This is a genomic window from Listeria monocytogenes (genome assembly GCF_900187225.1).
GTDB classification, from domain to species: Bacteria; Bacillota; Bacilli; order Lactobacillales; family Listeriaceae; genus Listeria; species Listeria monocytogenes.
This window is the reverse complement of sequence record NZ_LT906436.1, coordinates 1,119,877-1,136,565: the sequence shown is the minus strand read 5'-3', so window position 1 is coordinate 1,136,565 and position 16,689 is coordinate 1,119,877. Positions and strand designations below refer to the sequence as shown.

General features: G+C 37.3%; 20 protein-coding genes. 8 read left to right on the top strand and 12 right to left on the bottom strand.

Going from position 1 to position 16,689, the window contains the following annotated elements; translation table 11 throughout:
* From cobU to CKV70_RS05770, 7 genes are all read right to left on the bottom strand, one after another.
* On the bottom strand, positions 1–558 hold the full coding sequence (gene cobU / locus CKV70_RS05800) for a bifunctional adenosylcobinamide kinase/adenosylcobinamide-phosphate guanylyltransferase (RefSeq protein ID WP_014600748.1): 558 nt from the start codon (positions 556–558) through the stop codon (positions 1–3).
* Positions 555–1,304 (bottom strand): alpha-ribazole kinase, encoded by a 750-nt coding sequence (locus tag CKV70_RS05795; protein WP_014600747.1) that lies wholly within the window; start codon positions 1,302–1,304, stop codon positions 555–557. Before CKV70_RS05795 ends, cobU begins: the two co-directional genes overlap by 4 nt.
* A 24-nt stretch (positions 1,305–1,328) precedes the next feature.
* Positions 1,329–1,760 (bottom strand): EutP/PduV family microcompartment system protein, encoded by a 432-nt coding sequence (locus tag CKV70_RS05790; protein ID WP_003721544.1) that lies wholly within the window; start codon positions 1,758–1,760, stop codon positions 1,329–1,331.
* A 5-nt stretch (positions 1,761–1,765) separates the two neighbouring features.
* Entirely contained in the window at positions 1,766–2,116 is a 351-nt protein-coding gene (gene eutS, locus CKV70_RS05785) for an ethanolamine utilization microcompartment protein EutS (RefSeq protein ID WP_003721543.1), read from the bottom strand.
* 147 nt (positions 2,117–2,263) lie between these two features.
* Positions 2,264–2,818, bottom strand: coding sequence for a BMC domain-containing protein (locus tag CKV70_RS05780; protein WP_003719346.1), 555 nt, complete (start codon positions 2,816–2,818; stop codon positions 2,264–2,266).
* Positions 2,815–4,179 carry a 4Fe-4S dicluster domain-containing protein gene (locus CKV70_RS05775; protein WP_010989691.1) on the bottom strand — a complete coding sequence of 455 codons (1,365 nt, stop codon included), beginning with the start codon at positions 4,177–4,179 and terminating at the stop codon, positions 2,815–2,817. Before CKV70_RS05775 ends, CKV70_RS05780 begins: the two co-directional genes overlap by 4 nt.
* A 118-nt stretch (positions 4,180–4,297) precedes the next feature.
* A complete protein-coding gene (locus CKV70_RS05770) occupies positions 4,298–4,777 on the bottom strand; it encodes a precorrin-2 dehydrogenase/sirohydrochlorin ferrochelatase family protein (protein WP_009912223.1) in 480 nt (159 codons plus the stop codon).
* 91 nt (positions 4,778–4,868) lie between these two features.
* On the opposite strand from CKV70_RS05770, the gene CKV70_RS05765 reads away from it, so the two are divergent.
* From CKV70_RS05765 to CKV70_RS05750, 4 genes are all read left to right on the top strand, one after another.
* Positions 4,869–5,276 (top strand): VOC family protein, encoded by a 408-nt coding sequence (locus tag CKV70_RS05765; protein WP_009912224.1) that lies wholly within the window; start codon positions 4,869–4,871, stop codon positions 5,274–5,276.
* 107 nt (positions 5,277–5,383) lie between these two features.
* A complete protein-coding gene (locus tag CKV70_RS05760) occupies positions 5,384–5,623 on the top strand; it encodes a hypothetical protein (RefSeq protein ID WP_009933017.1) in 240 nt (79 codons plus the stop codon).
* Between the two features lie 148 nt (positions 5,624–5,771).
* Positions 5,772–6,344 carry an ATP-dependent Clp protease proteolytic subunit gene (locus CKV70_RS05755; protein WP_003721539.1) on the top strand — a complete coding sequence of 191 codons (573 nt, stop codon included), beginning with the start codon at positions 5,772–5,774 and terminating at the stop codon, positions 6,342–6,344.
* Between the two features lie 66 nt (positions 6,345–6,410).
* On the top strand, positions 6,411–6,758 hold the full coding sequence (locus CKV70_RS05750) for a nuclear transport factor 2 family protein (RefSeq protein WP_014600746.1): 348 nt from the start codon (positions 6,411–6,413) through the stop codon (positions 6,756–6,758).
* A gap of 40 nt (positions 6,759–6,798) precedes the next feature.
* On the opposite strand, the gene CKV70_RS05745 is transcribed toward CKV70_RS05750, so the two are convergent.
* The 3 genes from CKV70_RS05745 to CKV70_RS05735 form a co-directional block, all read right to left on the bottom strand.
* Entirely contained in the window at positions 6,799–8,364 is a 1,566-nt protein-coding gene (locus tag CKV70_RS05745; protein ID WP_014930877.1) for a lmo1136 family class 1 internalin, read from the bottom strand.
* A gap of 460 nt (positions 8,365–8,824) precedes the next feature.
* Positions 8,825–9,973, bottom strand: a complete 1,149-nt coding sequence (locus CKV70_RS05740; RefSeq protein WP_014600744.1) for an immunity 26/phosphotriesterase HocA family protein — start codon at positions 9,971–9,973, stop codon at positions 8,825–8,827.
* Positions 9,974–9,997: 24 nt separating this feature from the next.
* Positions 9,998–10,345: a MerR family transcriptional regulator gene (locus CKV70_RS05735; protein WP_012951477.1), complete on the bottom strand. Its 348-nt coding sequence runs from the start codon at positions 10,343–10,345 to the stop codon at positions 9,998–10,000.
* 67 nt (positions 10,346–10,412) lie between these two features.
* Between CKV70_RS05735 and CKV70_RS05730 the strand changes: the two genes are divergently transcribed.
* Entirely contained in the window at positions 10,413–10,721 is a 309-nt protein-coding gene (locus CKV70_RS05730; RefSeq protein ID WP_003721533.1) for a putative quinol monooxygenase, read from the top strand.
* 36 nt (positions 10,722–10,757) lie between these two features.
* Here the strand turns inward: CKV70_RS05730 and CKV70_RS05725 are convergent, their stop codons facing one another.
* Together CKV70_RS05725 and CKV70_RS05720 are read right to left on the bottom strand one after the other, a co-directional pair.
* Entirely contained in the window at positions 10,758–12,404 is a 1,647-nt protein-coding gene (locus CKV70_RS05725) for an amino acid ABC transporter ATP-binding/permease protein (RefSeq protein WP_014600743.1), read from the bottom strand.
* A gap of 1 nt (position 12,405) precedes the next feature.
* On the bottom strand, positions 12,406–14,121 hold the full coding sequence (locus CKV70_RS05720; protein WP_014600742.1) for an ABC transporter ATP-binding protein/permease: 1,716 nt from the start codon (positions 14,119–14,121) through the stop codon (positions 12,406–12,408).
* Between the two features lie 249 nt (positions 14,122–14,370).
* On the opposite strand from CKV70_RS05720, the gene CKV70_RS05715 reads away from it, so the two are divergent.
* Genes CKV70_RS05715 through CKV70_RS05705 form a run of 3 tightly spaced genes read left to right on the top strand, consistent with a single transcriptional unit; the run spans position 14,371 to position 16,678 of the window.
* On the top strand, positions 14,371–15,090 hold the full coding sequence (locus CKV70_RS05715) for a MerR family transcriptional regulator (RefSeq protein WP_003721529.1): 720 nt from the start codon (positions 14,371–14,373) through the stop codon (positions 15,088–15,090).
* Positions 15,087–15,683 (top strand): GNAT family N-acetyltransferase, encoded by a 597-nt coding sequence (locus tag CKV70_RS05710; protein ID WP_014600741.1) that lies wholly within the window; start codon positions 15,087–15,089, stop codon positions 15,681–15,683. The genes CKV70_RS05715 and CKV70_RS05710 overlap by 4 nt, the downstream gene beginning before the upstream one ends.
* Positions 15,656–16,678, top strand: coding sequence for an alpha/beta hydrolase family protein (locus CKV70_RS05705; RefSeq protein WP_014600740.1), 1,023 nt, complete (start codon positions 15,656–15,658; stop codon positions 16,676–16,678). Before CKV70_RS05710 ends, CKV70_RS05705 begins: the two co-directional genes overlap by 28 nt.
* The last annotated feature ends 11 nt before the right edge of the window (positions 16,679–16,689 follow it).

Below are 16,689 nucleotides of genomic sequence, written 5' to 3'. Positions count from 1 at the left end.
TTACTTCCACCTTTTCGGAATGCCGCTTACGACAAGATAAACTTCTTCTACTTGAGTTGCGATTTGCTGATTGACTCGACCGATAATATCCCTAAAAACACGTGTAAGCTTATTTTCAGGCACGACACCAAGCCCTATTTCATTTGTCACAAAAATGAGTTTGGCTTGAGACGCTTTCCCAGCATCCAAAATCGCGCTAACCTCGGCCTGAATTCCCGCCTCGACTTCATCCGCAATCTCATTCGTCAATTCACGCTCACCAAGCAAAGTAAAAAACAAATTAGTTACTAGCATCGTCACACAGTCAAGCATCATCACATCATATTGGGTCGAATGTTGGTCTAAATAACTAGCAATCCCTTGAAAAGCTTCGAATGTATCCCAATTTGCTGGACGAGTAGCTTGATGTTTTTTGATTCTGGCTTGGAACTCCGTATCTTTTTCGAATGCAATACCAGTTGCCACATATAAAACACGATCATATTTGGCAGCTTCTCTCTCAGCAAAGCTACTCTTACCGCTCCTTGCCCCGCCAGTTACAAGCATCATTTCACTCATGTCCATTCCTCATTTCCGCGTAACAATCCGATACGTTTAGCCCCTAAAAATTCACGCTCAAATGCGGTTACATTATCCTCTTTAACCGCTGCTAAAATAACAGACGCTGGCCCCGCAGTTTTATTCATGACCGCTTCACTAAAAGTATCACTCGGAACAAAAATGCCACCATTTAATCGTGCTAAAAGATGTGCCTCATAAGCCATTCCTTTTGAACCTACTGGTACTACTTCAAGCACATCGCTATGTTCCACCAACTTTTTCACTAAACGATAATTTGGCATATCCCTCAATTTTTGCAAAACTTCTGCTCCTACAATCGGTTCGCCAAATGCAAATAAGACCGCAGCTTCATGCACATTTATGAGCTTGAGTGCAGCTTTAGTCGCAAAACCAGTTACAAGAACCCCTACGCTGGTTTGAGTTACTTTCATATTTTCTTCTGTACTGCCATTTAATTCGATATGGCTTAAATTTGCTTTAGTAAGTTCGTCCTTTAATCCAACAATGACACGTCTGCCGGTGGGTTCCATTTCTCCTCCGACAACATCACTAACAGCTACAACCTCCGCACCAGAAGCAATCATTTCAATCAAAGCCACTCTCAAAGTCAAACGAGCCGTCACCTCTGGAGCGACCATTAAACCATCATGCGTTTTCTCGCCGAATCCAGCACTAATATCACAGCTTGTCAAAACACAACCACCAGGCACATCAATTACAGACAAATCCCTCACTTGAGGCATAAAAAAACCTCCACTTAGTTAAAATTAATCTTCCAAATATGCGCGTAGTTCTTCTATTCCAGTTTCCTCTACCGAAGAAATATAAAAAATATGCTTCGCGCCAGCCATGCGTAATTCTCGCTCTGCTCGTTCAATGTCTTTATCCGATTCTGCCAAATCCACTTTTGTAACAATCCCAATAACCGGTTTAGCAAAAATACTGGCAAACATTGGCGAAAACGTCTGTTTCTTTTCCGTTACACTCTGTAAAATAGCGATTACTGATGCATCAGCTGCAGTCACGGTGAGCGCGCTGTAGAGTTGTCTATGTTGTACAAATTCACCAGGAGTATCAATCATTTCTTGAAAATACTCCACAGCTTGTGTTTTTTTATATAAAATATCATACCCATGCAATTTCTGGCACAGTGTTGTTTTACCACAACCAACTGAACCCATTACCATCATTTTCTTCAAGCGACTCAGCTCCTAGTAATTTTTGGAATCGAGAAGTCCAAAATTTCATGTAATGAAAAAACTACTTGTTGTAAAGCTGATTCAACAGAAGAAACATCTCCTGTTAGTACAACCGAACCACTAAAACGATCAATAAAGCCAATTCGTACGTCACCTGATTTAGTTGCAATATCACTCGCAATAATCGAAGCCTCACTTGGCGTAATCGTTAAAATTCCTATTGCACTTGCGCCTTCTTCTAATCCTAATTTTGTATAAATATCACGGTTCGGATTGGCGATTAAATGTGCCAACGTCACCTGTTTTCCTGGTACATATTCTTGTATTACACGCTCTTTATTATCATCAAAACTCATTTTCTTCACTCCTCATCTAGACAAACTATCTCAAAATAATCCTATCATATTTAAGCGCCACTATTTTGTCAGATTGTTCAAAAGGCACGCAACCACAGTCAGTGCGTACCTTTCTCAAAAATTCTTTGACAATATATTGTTATCTTTTTAATAGATTAAACTCTCAAAAACTTCTTTTCGTGGTCTTGGAATAACTACTTTATTAATTAAAAGTGCTTCTTCTTTGGCTGCAGCAAGTCCAGCTTCCACAGCCGCTTCACATGCTGCTGTATCACCAGTTAGAACGACAAATGATTTACCTGCAATCCCAGTCGCTAAACGAATATCCATTAACTGAACATCGGCTGCTTTTACTGCGGCGTCTGCAGCTATAATTGAACCAGAGCACGAATAATATTCCATTACACCTACAGCATTCATTTCGTCTGGAACTTCTGTCTTGTTAATCGCTTTGATTACTTGATCAGACACACGTGGAATCACTAGGTTACCAACGATATTCGCCGCGCCAATCTTCGTTCCTGCTTCGATGGATTGTGCAACCGAGTCCACTGTTCCAGCGATTAAAATATAATACTTCCCTGGACAGCTCGCTTTTGCATAAATTAATTCCGAATTGGCCGCTTTTAGCATCGTATCGACCGCCTCGATGCCTTTCGAAATACTATTTAATTCAAGAAATCCTAACGTATCCATTTTCATGACATCACCTTCTTAATATGAACTTGTTCTTCGGTTATACGAATAATTTGGCCATCAATACTTGCATGGATATTTGCCCCAAGAGCAGTATCAGGAATTTTCGCAATTAAATCACCTTTTTTCACGATATCTCCCTCGCTCACAACTGGAATAGATGGAGCTCCAATATGCATTTTTGTTGGGATAAATACCTCATCCACTTCTAAATAATGCATTTTTTCTAAATGAACATCAGCATATTGCTGTAAGCCCATTTTGATTAAAATATTTTTTGGAGCAATTGATTTATATTCGCGCATCGGATCAGGCGTGAATTCTTTTTTATCGGTTTGATAACGTACACCTTGTTTTAAAAGTTCTTTTTTTACGTGAATGTTTACTTGACGCGGTGAAAGCCCCATTGGACAAGCGATTACCTCACAAATACCGCATTCACAACAAATCATCGCTTCTTCCCAAATTGGGTCTGGCTTGATATCCGTTATATCTTCTGCAACCGCGAAATGGCGCATAACTTTGTGGGGATGAATATCATGACCTAATTGTTGTCGTGGGCATAAATCCGAGCAAAGCGAGCACTGAATACAAGCTGATTTTGTTTCATTGAAAATTTGCTCCACAGTTTGATAATGAAGCTTGTGCAAATAACCAGTATCCTCAGCCACAATCAAACCGGACGTAGTTTTTGTTACTACTTTGTCAGCGATAGTCGATTGGTCATTTAATTTACCCATCATTGGTCCGCCGTCTAAGAACAAATACTCGTCTAAATTGGTTCCGCCTGCCGCTGCTAAACAAACTTCAAATGGCGTTCCAACTGGTACATCTAAAAGTTTTGGCTCTCCCACTGCACCTGTAACTGTTAGCTGTTTGCGAACAACTGGTGCATCGTCTTGAATTGCATGAAAAACATTCCACATCGTTGAAACATTCGATACAATACAACCAACCATTAGTGGAATGCCGCTTGGTGGTACTACTCGCCCAGTGACTTCAAACACCATGACTTGCTCGTCACCGGTTGGATAGACATTATCCATCTCATGAATAGTGACGCTTGCATCTAGTTCTGTAATTGCTGACCGCAGAGCCGCAATTTCCTCTGTGTAATATCGTTTTGTCGCAATAACAGCAAATTCTGCTCCGACTTGGCTTTTAACCATTTCAATTGCTTTAATTGTTTCTACTGCATGGTTTCTCATAACAAAATGATCGGTTTTTAGTAACGGCTCACATTCCGCCGCATTAATAATTAAGTATTCCACTTCGCCGCTAAACTTGGCATGGGTCGGAAAGCCCGCTCCACCACAACCAACAACGCCAGCATCTTTAATCTTTTCTAAAATGGACATTTGGCTCAACACCCTCTTAATAGTTTTTCAGTATACTTCAATGATAGAGCGTTTACATTCCAAAATCTATAGTAAAATTTTGCAACCTAAAAGAGAGCAATATAATAGAATAAAAAACCTACTAAAATTAGCAGGTTTTATCTTTTTTATTACGCCTTCCGATTTCTTCCGTTTCTAAATTTGCTACCAATTGACTAACCTCACGCTTCACTTTCTTCGCGTAGCCTGGATTACCTCCACCCGTTGAAATCCCAACCATTAGTTCATTTTTCGTTACTGTCGCCATATTAAAAAAATCAGAATTTGCTTGGTCAGTCGTATCATTCACTAGTTGTCCTGCTTCTCGGTCACGCAAAACACATTGATTTACTTCTAAATTATCTGTACAAATAAATATCATAAATGCAGCATGAAGATGTTCTGGTCGATAAGCTTCCTCCACTACCCGCACATCCAGCGCCTTAATCTCTGGCAAAATTTTTAGCCCAACCACCAAAATATCGGCACCCGCGTCCAGCAAACCCGTAATTTTCCGAAGCGCCACTTTTCCGCCTCCAATTATGACAACCTTTTTCCCTGTAATATCAAGCATTATCGGGTATTTCATCAGCAAACCTCCGCACATTTTTCTTCATTTTAACACATAATTGAAACATTTTTCGGGTATAGTTAAAATAATTCAAAAGGAGGTAAAATAAATGTTTAATCAAGCGAAACGAATCTCCACATTTTTCACTTTTAATGGGAATGGCGAGGAAGCGTTTAATTTTTATTTAGATACTTTTCCTGACGCGAAAAAAGTCGGCCTAACCTACTTTACAAAACCAGAGCAAGGTGGCGATATCGGTAAAGTGCTGAATGCTACTTTTGAGATGAAAGGGGCATCTTTCATGATTATGGATATGACTAACAATGCCTCCCCGAACTTTAGCTGGGCCACAACAACCCTTTATTTTGCAGATACGGAAGATGAATTCGACACCCTTTTTGAAAAACTGGCTAAAGAAGGCACGGTTATGATGGGACCAGAAGCAGTAGAAGCGCTTCGAAAAGTGGCTTGGGTCACGGATAAATATGGCATTACTTGGCAACTCGCATTCGTATAGAAAAATAATTAATTATAGAACAGTATTGAATAGCCCCCTATTCAATACTGTTTTTTCAAGTAAATCCATGCTATAGTTTACAAAATGAAACCTTTAAGGAGGAAACCATGCAAGAGGTTACCATTAAACTAAACGAAGAACTAAAAACAATCAACGTATCTCTCGTATTTGCTTCCAAAAACCCTCAAACCAATCAAACTAATGTAAACCTCTCTTACTCTGAAAAGGACGAGCAAAAATGGTTACAATTATTTTATGTGGAGGAAGAAATTGAAACATTAATCCCCGGAATACGCGAAGGGAAAATAACCGATTTAAGCCAGTATGTCATACAAGAAATAGATTAATACCTGCCCTTTTAGCTATTAGTATCAGAGAAAACGCCGACCTAAAGCGTTTTCTTTTTTACATTCAAAATGTTTGACCATTTTCGACCATTGTGATAAGATACCTATATTACAAATAAACTAAGGCTTTTTAAGGAGGAATTTTTTCATGGCAGAGAATACAAAGAATGAAAATATCACAAACATCCTTACCCAAAAATTGATTGATACACGCACAGTGTTAATTTACGGGGAAATCAATCAGGAGTTAGCCGAGGACGTTTCTAAGCAACTTTTACTATTAGAATCTATTAGCAATGATCCAATTACGATTTTTATTAATAGCCAAGGCGGACACGTCGAAGCTGGCGATACGATTCATGATATGATTAAATTCATTAAACCAACAGTGAAAGTCGTTGGAACAGGCTGGGTTGCAAGTGCTGGTATTACGATTTACTTAGCCGCTGAAAAAGAAAATCGCTTTAGCCTTCCAAATACGCGCTATATGATTCACCAACCAGCTGGCGGCGTTCAAGGTCAAAGTACCGAAATCGAAATCGAAGCAAAAGAAATTATCCGGATGCGCGAAAGAATTAACCGCTTAATCGCCGAAGCAACCGGTCAATCATACGAACAAATTTCTAAAGATACGGACCGTAATTTCTGGCTTTCTGTTAATGAAGCAAAAGATTACGGCATCGTAAATGAAATCATCGAAAATCGCGATGGCTTAAAATAAAACCAAAAGGTTCACTTACAAAAAGAAGTGAACCTTTTTTATTCTCTTTAAAATGGAGGACCTACAATGGAATTAACGAAAGAAAATTTCCAAAAACTTGACCAAATTCATTTATCACTCGAAAACCGTCACTCCATGTCTGAAATAATCGATATTTTAAGCGAATCTTACATTGAAATCACGCAAAGTGGTGTTGTTAAAGATTATGCTTATTATAAATCACTAACAACACTTGGTGATAGCAGTTTAGCAATCATGGAATATGACGTAAAAATTTTAGACGAAACAAAAGTCCTCTCTTATTATAAACTCAAAAATCTAAGCGAAAACAGCTATACAATGCGAAGTAATATCTGGATTTTCGAAAACGGTTCATGGAAACTTACTTTTCATCAAGGGACAAGAATCATTTAAGTAAAAAAGGAATTTGGTCATTTGCCAAATTCCTTTTTTGTTATTTTCGTTTTCTTAGTAAAATAGCGCTAGTAACAGTCAGTATTAACCCTCCAAATAGACTAGATGTCATTCCGCTTTCTCCTGTTTTCGGTAACTTCACAATATCCTTAGCTGGTTGTGTTGCTATTTCCTCATTAACAGAAATAGTCTGATTCATCAAGGTAAATTGATTTTCAAGAGTAACTGGAATGATTGGCTCTACTGGCTTCATAGGATTTACTGGATCTGGGTTTACCGGGTTTACCGGGTTTACCGGGTTTACCGGGTTTACCGGGTTTACCGGATTTACTGGATCTACCGGGTTTACCGGGTCTACTGGATCTACCGGATCTACCGGATCTACCGGATCTACCGGATCTACCGGATCTACCGGATCTACTGGAGTGACCGGATCAACAGGCTTCTCTAACAAAGGCTGCGTAATTTTACCAGAATACGTTGTTGTCAACGAACCAATTGTTACGGGCAAAGCGTATTCGTAATTTAAAATATAATTACTTTGCAACCCTTCCCATGTAATCTCGCCATTCGCATAAACACCTGCATGACTCACTTTTGATGGCTGTACTCTACTACCATTTTCATCAATTACTGGCGCGGGTAAAATCAATGGATTGTCTATCTCAACCGCATCTAGTGCACGCGTTTGATTCTCCAGTTCTAATCTAGTTAAATTGGTCAAATTTTTCAGTGGCGAAATATCAATTATTTGGTTGAAACTAAGAGTTAATGTCTCGAGTGTAGTTGATGTTGCTAAACTACTAATATCGCTCACCTGATTCGCTTTTATATCGAAGTCTTCAAGGCTAGTAAGATTTTTGATTACGCTCACATCCTTGATTTGATTCCCAAATAAACTTAAACCAAGCAATTTAGACATATTTTTGAGCGGCGTAATATCACTAATATTATTTCTCCCCGCCCAAAACATCAGCATATTAGACAGATTTTCAACTGGCGATAAATCACTTACCTCACAGTCTCTTAAAGTCAAAAATTCCAGCTGTGTCATATTTTTAACGGCATTAATATCCGAAATAGGATTGGCGCTAACATTCAGTTCTAACATGTTCGTTAAATTTTTTATCGGTTCAATCGTTTGTAAGTTATTAAACTCAAAATCAAGTGACATTAATGCAGTTAAATTCGCAATTGGCGTTAAGTCACTTATTTGATTTCTTGGCATCTGGATGACTTCTAGCTTCGTTAAATTACTTAATGGCCCTAAATCACTCACTTGGTTACCATAGCCAAATACTTGCGTGAGATTTTTTAAATACTCTACTCCTTCAAGACTTTGAACACCTTTTGAATCAAAGTGCAAAGCTTTAATTGTATTTAATTGGGTTTGCGTAACCGAGCTAGTTGCAGCTGGAAGCTTCAACCAATCCGCCACAACTTGCGCGAGTTTTGGATCAGTAAAAATTTCATTAACTGGCTTTGGATTTGTAAGCGAATAGACTATTTCAGCTTCGACTGTATGCGGCTTAGTAAAATCCCCAAAACTAAATACACAAGCAAAGCTCAAAAGTAAACTGGTTGTAATCTTGATAGTTTTTTTCATAGTATCCTCCTTGATTGTCAACTAACATAATACCTCGACAATGTGCCTAAATCAATGGAATAAAAAAGTGGTTTTTCCTGTTTTTCTGAAATGAGTAAGCCTCTATTCTTGCTTTAATTTTCAAACTTCTTCTCACTCGAGCTTGCTATCATTGACTTCTCAAGACTTCACAAAACAATTTGGTTCTCGCTGAATTGTGTCTAAAAAATGAACTTCCGAAAGAAAACAGTATTTTTTACTACTAAAAAAGTAAGTTGGATTATTAAACCTAACTTACCTAATAGCTTTCATATTTTACCGAACTTGTAGATTTTCAACCATCATACTATTATTACTAACCAGTTAAAAGCTGCGCATCATGATTTTTTATGCTACCAAATTAAAAAAATCGGAACTATTTCTTCATACAGAAAATAAACTTAAAAAAATGGACCGCGCTTTTATTGAATGGGACAAGATTTTATTTTCCATCAATTGATAACATGTTTTGAGCCAAAATCCCATTGTGTTTTTCATTAAAATCATCAAACGATATCTCCCCATCTATATCTAAAACTTCATAAATTTGTTTTAGTTCTTCTGTAGTAAATATAGTTTTAGGAGAAATTAACTTTTTTGAATATCCAGCAATTGGCGTCATTCCTAATCCAGAATAAGACAGAAATGACTCTTTTCCACTCCTTCTCTTCAAAAACTCTTTCGCAGTCATCGTTTTGCTTCCAAATCCCCAATCAAATCGAATGGTAATTTCTTCCTCGTACTTTTTAATAATATCCCTATCTGGTTCCCCTATTGCTTGATAACCGGCATAAGTTGTAGACACTCCATTAAAAGAAAAATTCATTGGAAAGAGAATATCCGCTTCTTCCAAAACTACCCTACCAATAATCGAAAAATCCCCACGCAACACTAAATCATCCATAATAAATTCCGGATTTAAGAGCTGACTTTTTTTCAAAAGTGGTAAATCGACTGTATTTTGTTTACTTGTATAGTTAAAGCTACGAATAACAAGCGGAACTCCCATCATTAAATTAAGGTAATGCGAGCTATCTTGAGGCATTATTTTTTGTTTCCGAAACGTCTGAAAACAACCAATTACAAGCCCGAAACCATATTCATTTCCAATTGGATAAGAAAAAATGGAACCTTGCTGAATGGTTTGTCTCGTTTTCACTTTGAACTTTGCTTTGGTTAATGTGCTCAACCAATCACTTCCATAATGTGCAGCAATTATTTCTTGCACATTTTCTTTAGTGAAAACCCTCCCTTTCTCAAAATAGATATTTTCAAAATGCTGAACACCTAGTTTTAACTCTATTCGATTACTGATTTTATTTATTTTCAACCTTAATTCTTTGGTTTTAGCTTTTAAAATTGCTTTTAGCGTCAATGCTTTTGGTTTTGCATTTTTTCGGCCAACTAATTCATTTGTATCTGTAAGCTCTATATTATAATCGATTTCTTTGTAACAATCAGCTTGATCAAGAATCAATTTTATCAGCACATGATTTCTGATGATTACTTCTGCATTTTCCACAGTCAATTTTTGGTCATTTTCAAAAATCGGATGTAATCCGATCACTTCTCGTATCTCATTATTAATCATCTCTACTCGCCTTTCCTGTTGTATTTATAACTTCTCTCGATACCCATCTACTTTTTTAGCCACAAAGGAAATTGTTTCTGCCAAATCTTTCTGTTGTTCATACAAGTTTTCCATATGATTATCTAAAATTTGTATCCGATTTGGGAGTGTTTTATCTCCTTGCTTTTGTAATGCAGCAAAATTTTTAATGTTTGTTATTGTCATCCCTGTTTGCTTCATTTTAAGTAAAAGCTGTACCCAGCAGTAATCTTCTTCCGTATAAACACGATAATTTTTTTCATTTCTAGCAGGAATTAATAATTCTTCTTCCTCGTAATATCGAAGCGTATCAATCGAAAGCCCCGTTTTAGTGGCAAAATCTTTAATATACATCTAGTTCCTCCTTGCTATCGGGTGTACTCCATACCTTAAGCTTAACATATTCAAAGGAGGAGAAGAAATGTATTTAAAAGAAAACACGAATTATTTATATTGCACAGCAGTTATTCAAACTACCGGCAAAGTTTCTTATGAACAGCTGGTTGAACATTTGGAGGCGTTACGCGCTAAAACAGTGAAAGAACCAGGTTGTGTTTTATTCGAGATTGTTCCTTTAGAAAGTGCACTCGGCAGATTTGCTTTGTGGGAAATTTGGCAGAATCAGGAATCCTTTTATTACCATCACGAACAGAACTATACGAAAGAATTTTTTGCTGCGGAACTTGACACGGTTGAATTTTTCGAAAGCTCAGAGAAGGTAAATTTATAAATAAAAACAGCTTGTAATTTATACAAGCTGTTTTTATTATTTTGCTGCACGTTTCAATGCACCATTTTCTATAAATAATTGTTCTTCTGCCAAGTCTAATGTTGTTGCTCGGTGAGAAATTACCAGCACTGTTTTATCTTGAATTTCTGAACGGAGCGTGTTTAAAATCGCTTGTTCATTAATATAATCCAAATTGCTTGTTGGTTCATCTAGTAATAATAACGGTGCGTCATGAAGGAATAATCTAGCTAAACCAATCCGTTGGCGTTCTCCATCTGATAAATTTCGTGATTGTCCACCAATGATTGTCTCATATCCTTCTGGCAAAGTTTCAATCCAAGTATCGATAGCAGCTTTTCGGGCAGCTTCTTTGACTTCTTCCAAAGTTGCATCTTTTTTACCTAAACGAATATTATTACCAAGTGTGTCTTCAAATAAAAATGTTCTTTGCTCCATTACACCTTCTAGCCGATGAAGCGAAGACTCTGTAATTTTAGGGAGTTCGTTATTATTTAATTTAACTTGACCATCTGGATCCCAGTAGCGCATCAGTAATTTTACTAAAGTGCTTTTTCCACTGCCGCTTTCCCCGCCGATGCCAAGCCATTTACCCTTAGGAAGCGCTAGCGAAAGTTCGTTTAAAAGTGGTTGTTTTCCATCATGACTAAAACTCACTTTATCTAACTCAGCGCTTTCAAAATCCGATAGTTCAAGCTGACCGTTAAATAATACAACAGGTTTTTCTTCTGTTAAAGCATATAATCTTTTACCACTAGCAAATGTGGTTAACAGCGCCGTTCCTAAAGCATTTAATGCCAACACTGATCCAAAAGAACTCAGACTAAGTACGGTTCCAATTAATACTGTTTCAAGTGGCAATTGTGAAAGACTACCTAGCACTAAAATAATCGTCGCCGTACCAATTAGCACCCATTCACCCAATATTTGGAGCTCGCTTCCTTGGCGTATTCTTTTTTTATACTGCCTATTGAGCTTTTCACCTTGTGTTTCTAATTTTCTCAAACGCTCTTCGCCTAATTTAAACTGAAAAATATCTTGTAAACTTGCAATATTTTCCATCACCATTTGATTGAGCCCAACGAATGCTTGTTGATAAGCCGTTCCGATTTTTTTGTTTCGTTTATAACTAATCATCGGCAAAACGACACCAACCATGATTTGACCTACCAAAAGTATGATCGCTAAACCAACATCATAGCTTGCCAAAAAGCCAACTGTTGCTATCGTCGTACCAAGTGCAATAAAAACTGGCGAAATAGTATGTGCGAAAAATACTTCCAAAGCCTCGACATCCGTTGTAATCGCGGCAACTAAATCACCACTTTTCTTCCCAGATAAACGAGCTGGTCCTAGTTTACGCAAAGTCGCAAAAATACGTTCACGAATAATCGCAAGCAAGCGAAAAGCAATGTCATGATTTAAATACTGTTCCAAATATCGCGCCAAACCTCGAACCACTCCACAAGCTACCATTACAAAGAGCCATTTATACGGATTCAGCGGCTGCTGTAAAATTACCCCGATAATGCCATATGTACCGATTAAAGAAATCATGATAACCGATAAATTACTTATAATACCAAGTAAAATCGCCAAAATCATCTTTCCTCGTAACGGCTTAACAAACTTTAACAACCAGCCAATAATCGTCCATTCTGACATGTCATGCTCCCCCTTTCAGCAACGCTTCTTCTTCTAAAAAGTAGTTTTTGAAGTAATTGGATTCTTGCTGTAATCGTTCTGGGCTCGCTACTTCCACCAATTTCCCCGCGTCAAAAACGAGTACTTGATCCGCGCCCAAAACATTATATAAGCGATGCGAAATAAAGAGCACGATTTTTTCTTTAGCTAATTCCTGCAACACTAGAAAAATAATTTTTTCACTTTCCAAATCCACACCAGACGTAATTTCATCGAAAACATAGACTTCCGCTTGACGCAGCAAAGCTCTAGCTAGTAACAATCGCTGTCTTTGCCCACCAGATAAATTACTTCCGTCCTCTTCTAAATTCTCATTTAATTGCTCTGGTAACTTCCGAACAAAATCAGCCAAACTAACTTGCTCTAAAACATTCCACAAATCGCTATCATTAGCAGCTGGATTACCAATTAATAAATTTTCCCGAATACTATTTGCATAAAGATAACCATGATTATCTACTAACACAGCTTGTTTACGAATAGCTTCCCCGCTCAAACTCGCTAACGGTACATCATTCCAAACAATTTCCCCTTGATAACCAGGTAATTGATTTAATAGCACTCGCACAAAAGTACTTTTTCCTGAACCAGACTTTCCGACAAGTGCAGAAAAACTTCCTTTATTGAAATGAACTGATACATCTTGCAGTGCTTTAGCTTTACCTTCTTCATATGTATATGTCAAATGATGAACTTCCATCTTTTCTAACGGTTTAGCTAATTCTACTGAGCCATAAACTTGCTCTTTTAACTCTAAATAAGCGAACAATTTACTGCAAGCACTGATTCCATTCATCGCCACATGGAATAAAGATCCAAGTTGACGCATTGGAATAAAAAATTCGGCGCTTAGTAGCAAGAACATCAACATGCCAGTCATACTAATCGTGCCATTGGTGAACATAATTAAAGACATACCAATACCAAGTGCCGCCCCACTATACGATATAATATCCATAATCGTAATCGAATTCAGTTGCATCGATAACAAACTCATCGTAGCTTTACGGAAACGTTCCGCATCAGAAACAATTTCCTCTTGCTTATATTTATCTTGATCATAAGCCTTCAAAATACTCAAACCACTTAAATTTTCATGGAATTTGGTTCCTAAATTCGTATAATCAGACCAATAACCACTCAAAATCCGTTTAGCAATTTTCATCACTGCCATAATAACAATCGGAATCATCGGCATACAAATTAATAGCACAATCGCCGGCTGCCATGCAAATCCAACTAAACTTCCAAAAATCATCAAAGAAGCGATGAGACAATAAAATAATTGCGGTAAAAAACGTGAATAATAAATTTCTAATTGTTCAATCCCATCTACCGCGAGCTGCGTTAAAGTTGATGCCGGTAACTGTCCTTCGTTGTTGCCTAACCGAAAAGCTTTTTCCATCACAGCGCGCCTCATTGATAAACGCAGTTCTGCTGATGCTTGGTAAATTTGTTTCTCCGCTAATTTGGTAAGTATCGCTTTACCAACTAAAACAACTAAAACCGTCCCAACAAGCCATAACCAATCGACACTTTGACCCTCTAAATAATGCGTTAATTGTTGAGCAAAAACAAGCCAAAGACCAATCATCAGCCCTAAACTAAGCACGCGAAAAAGAATTAATAACACTAAAGATTTCTTTTCAACCAGTTGAAACAAACGCTTATCAATCATTGTACTTACCCCGACTTACATTAAGGTTCGTTTCAAGATACCTTAATACTTTCTTTGATTTTTTGGCAGTATAAGCCATTTTCAATACTACTTTTCCCATTTGATCGCTAACCCCCATCAATAAATCTTTGTTTATTATATCACAAAAATCGTCATTTGATAATGATTCTCATTGTCATTTATTTTTTTATTTGACTGCGTGGTAACCACATAGTTTATACTAAAACTAAATCACAAGGAGGTATTCAGATGCTTACTCTTTCCACTGGCGAAATCGCGCAACTTTTTCAAATATCTAAATATAAAATCCGTCATTATATCGATGAAGGTATTCTAGTTCCTAAAAGAAATCCTGAAAATGGCTATTATTATTTTGAAGAAGCCGACATTTACCGTTTATATCAAATTATCCTTTTTAGAAAAATTGGCTTTTCTATTCAAGAAATCAAAGAAAGTTTGCTTGGTGAAAAAGTGACTCCGATGTTAGAGCAGGCTGAACAAGATTTGCAACAAAAAATAGAAGAGTTAGTAGAAATTCAAAAAACGATTCAAAAAATCATTCATTCGCAAAAAGAAATAATTTTAAATGAAATCACATTCGTTGATAAAGCCGATCGCTATTTTAAAAAAGTTCCTAACCAAATAATTGATAATAATACTATCAACTACTCCCAAGCCGCAAAACACAATCTACCGGATTTAGAGGAACCTTTTTACATTTTCTCCAAACAAGACACTGGTGTAATCTGCCTTAAGAGCATTAAAAAAAGGAGTGATTATACTTTTCCGGCTGGCGAATATGCTTGTAAATCTTTTATTGCCAAAGATGAAGCAACTATTGAAACGCAAATCCAACTATTTTTAGAAGAATTAAAATATCCTACAACAAGCATGATATTATACGAAAACATCTACCCTTCACTCGCCTATCCGGACGCAATGGTTTACACAATGGAAGTGCCGTTATGACCCTTTCCATTAAAAGCATCGATTCATTTGAAAAAGATAGCATCGTTGAAGAAGTAGCATCTTTAGTTTTCGCAGGGTTCAAATCAAAGTTCACAAAAACGCTATTCAAAGAAACAGAAGCACATGACATTACATACGCTTTTTGCCATTACATTTATACAGAAAAAGGCGAAAATCTACTAATTGCAATACAAGATGAGCTAGTTTGCGGTTGCCTGTTTGTAACAAGCAAGAGTGACTCTTATCAAAAGCTATATCAAACCTTAAGAAAGTTTTTATCATTTTCACAGTGCCTCAAATTGATTTTCTTACTCAGTCTTCTATCACACAAACCTGTTCAAAATGAACGATATATTGATTTTATAACCGTTTCGCCAAATTTTCGTGGTCAAGGTATTGGAAAAACGCTAATTTCTCATTGCCTAGAAACTTTTCATGATGAGAAGATTACTTTATACGTTGCCAAGAAAAATAATGGCGCCTACAAGCTGTATAGAAATTTAGGCTTCCAAGTGATTCAAAAAGAAAATAGCGCATTGATGGGAGTACTCACCGGTATCAAAGAATGGCGAAAAATGGAGTGGATACAATGAAACGTTGGAAAAAAATAACTATCATAATGAGCGCAATCATCGTCATATTAGTAGCGATTCTTTTCATCGGAAACAATTACGAGATGAACGAAACAAGAGTCGCAATTCCAACTACTGGTGGAAAACTTTCTGCGGTCGTGACAACCCCAAAACACGGCAAACCAAAAGGTATTATCGTGTTTGTTCACGGTGACGGGGCACAAGAAGCAACTCAAAACGGTGGCTATAAACCGCTAATGGAACGCTTTGCCAAACAAGGATATATATCTGTTTCTTGGGATAAATTAGGCGTTGGTAAATCCTCTGGCAATTGGCTAAATCAGTCCATGGATGACCGCGCAAACGAAGTCAACCAAGTGATCGAATGGATGAAAGTAAAATACCCAGACAGCACGGCTAAAATCGGCTTATGGGGCGCTAGTCAAGCCGGTTGGGTGGTTCCAAAAGCAATGAATGCAAATAATGAGATTGACTTTTCAATACTTGCCGCCCCTGCTATCAACTGGATGCGCCAAGGAGAATACAACACCTGCTGGCAAGCGAAAGACACTGGTAAAACAACTAAAGAAGTCAAGCAAGCACAACAAAATTTCCTCACCGATAGCGCCCTTATTTCTAAAAACAAAACCTACGAAAGCTACAAACAAAATGGCGGTAAAGAAGAAATGACCCCGGGTCGCTACAACTTCATTCGCAAAAATATGAACCAAGATGCCACCCTAGACCTTTCAAAAGTAAAAACAAAAATCTATCTCGTCTTAGCTGAAAAAGATAAAAATGTTGATTCAGCAGAAACAAAAGATGTTTACACCCAACAAATAAAGAAAGAAAACCTAGAAACCCAAACCATCCCAAATGTCTCGCATCAAATGATTAATCCTGCCATCGCTAATTCAGAGCTACTCACCAATATTGTTGGCTTAATGGTTCCAAAATATTTTCTAGTAGACAATGCTTACTTAGATTACTGCGAGCAAGTAGTTTCTAAACAATAAAAAGAAGACCC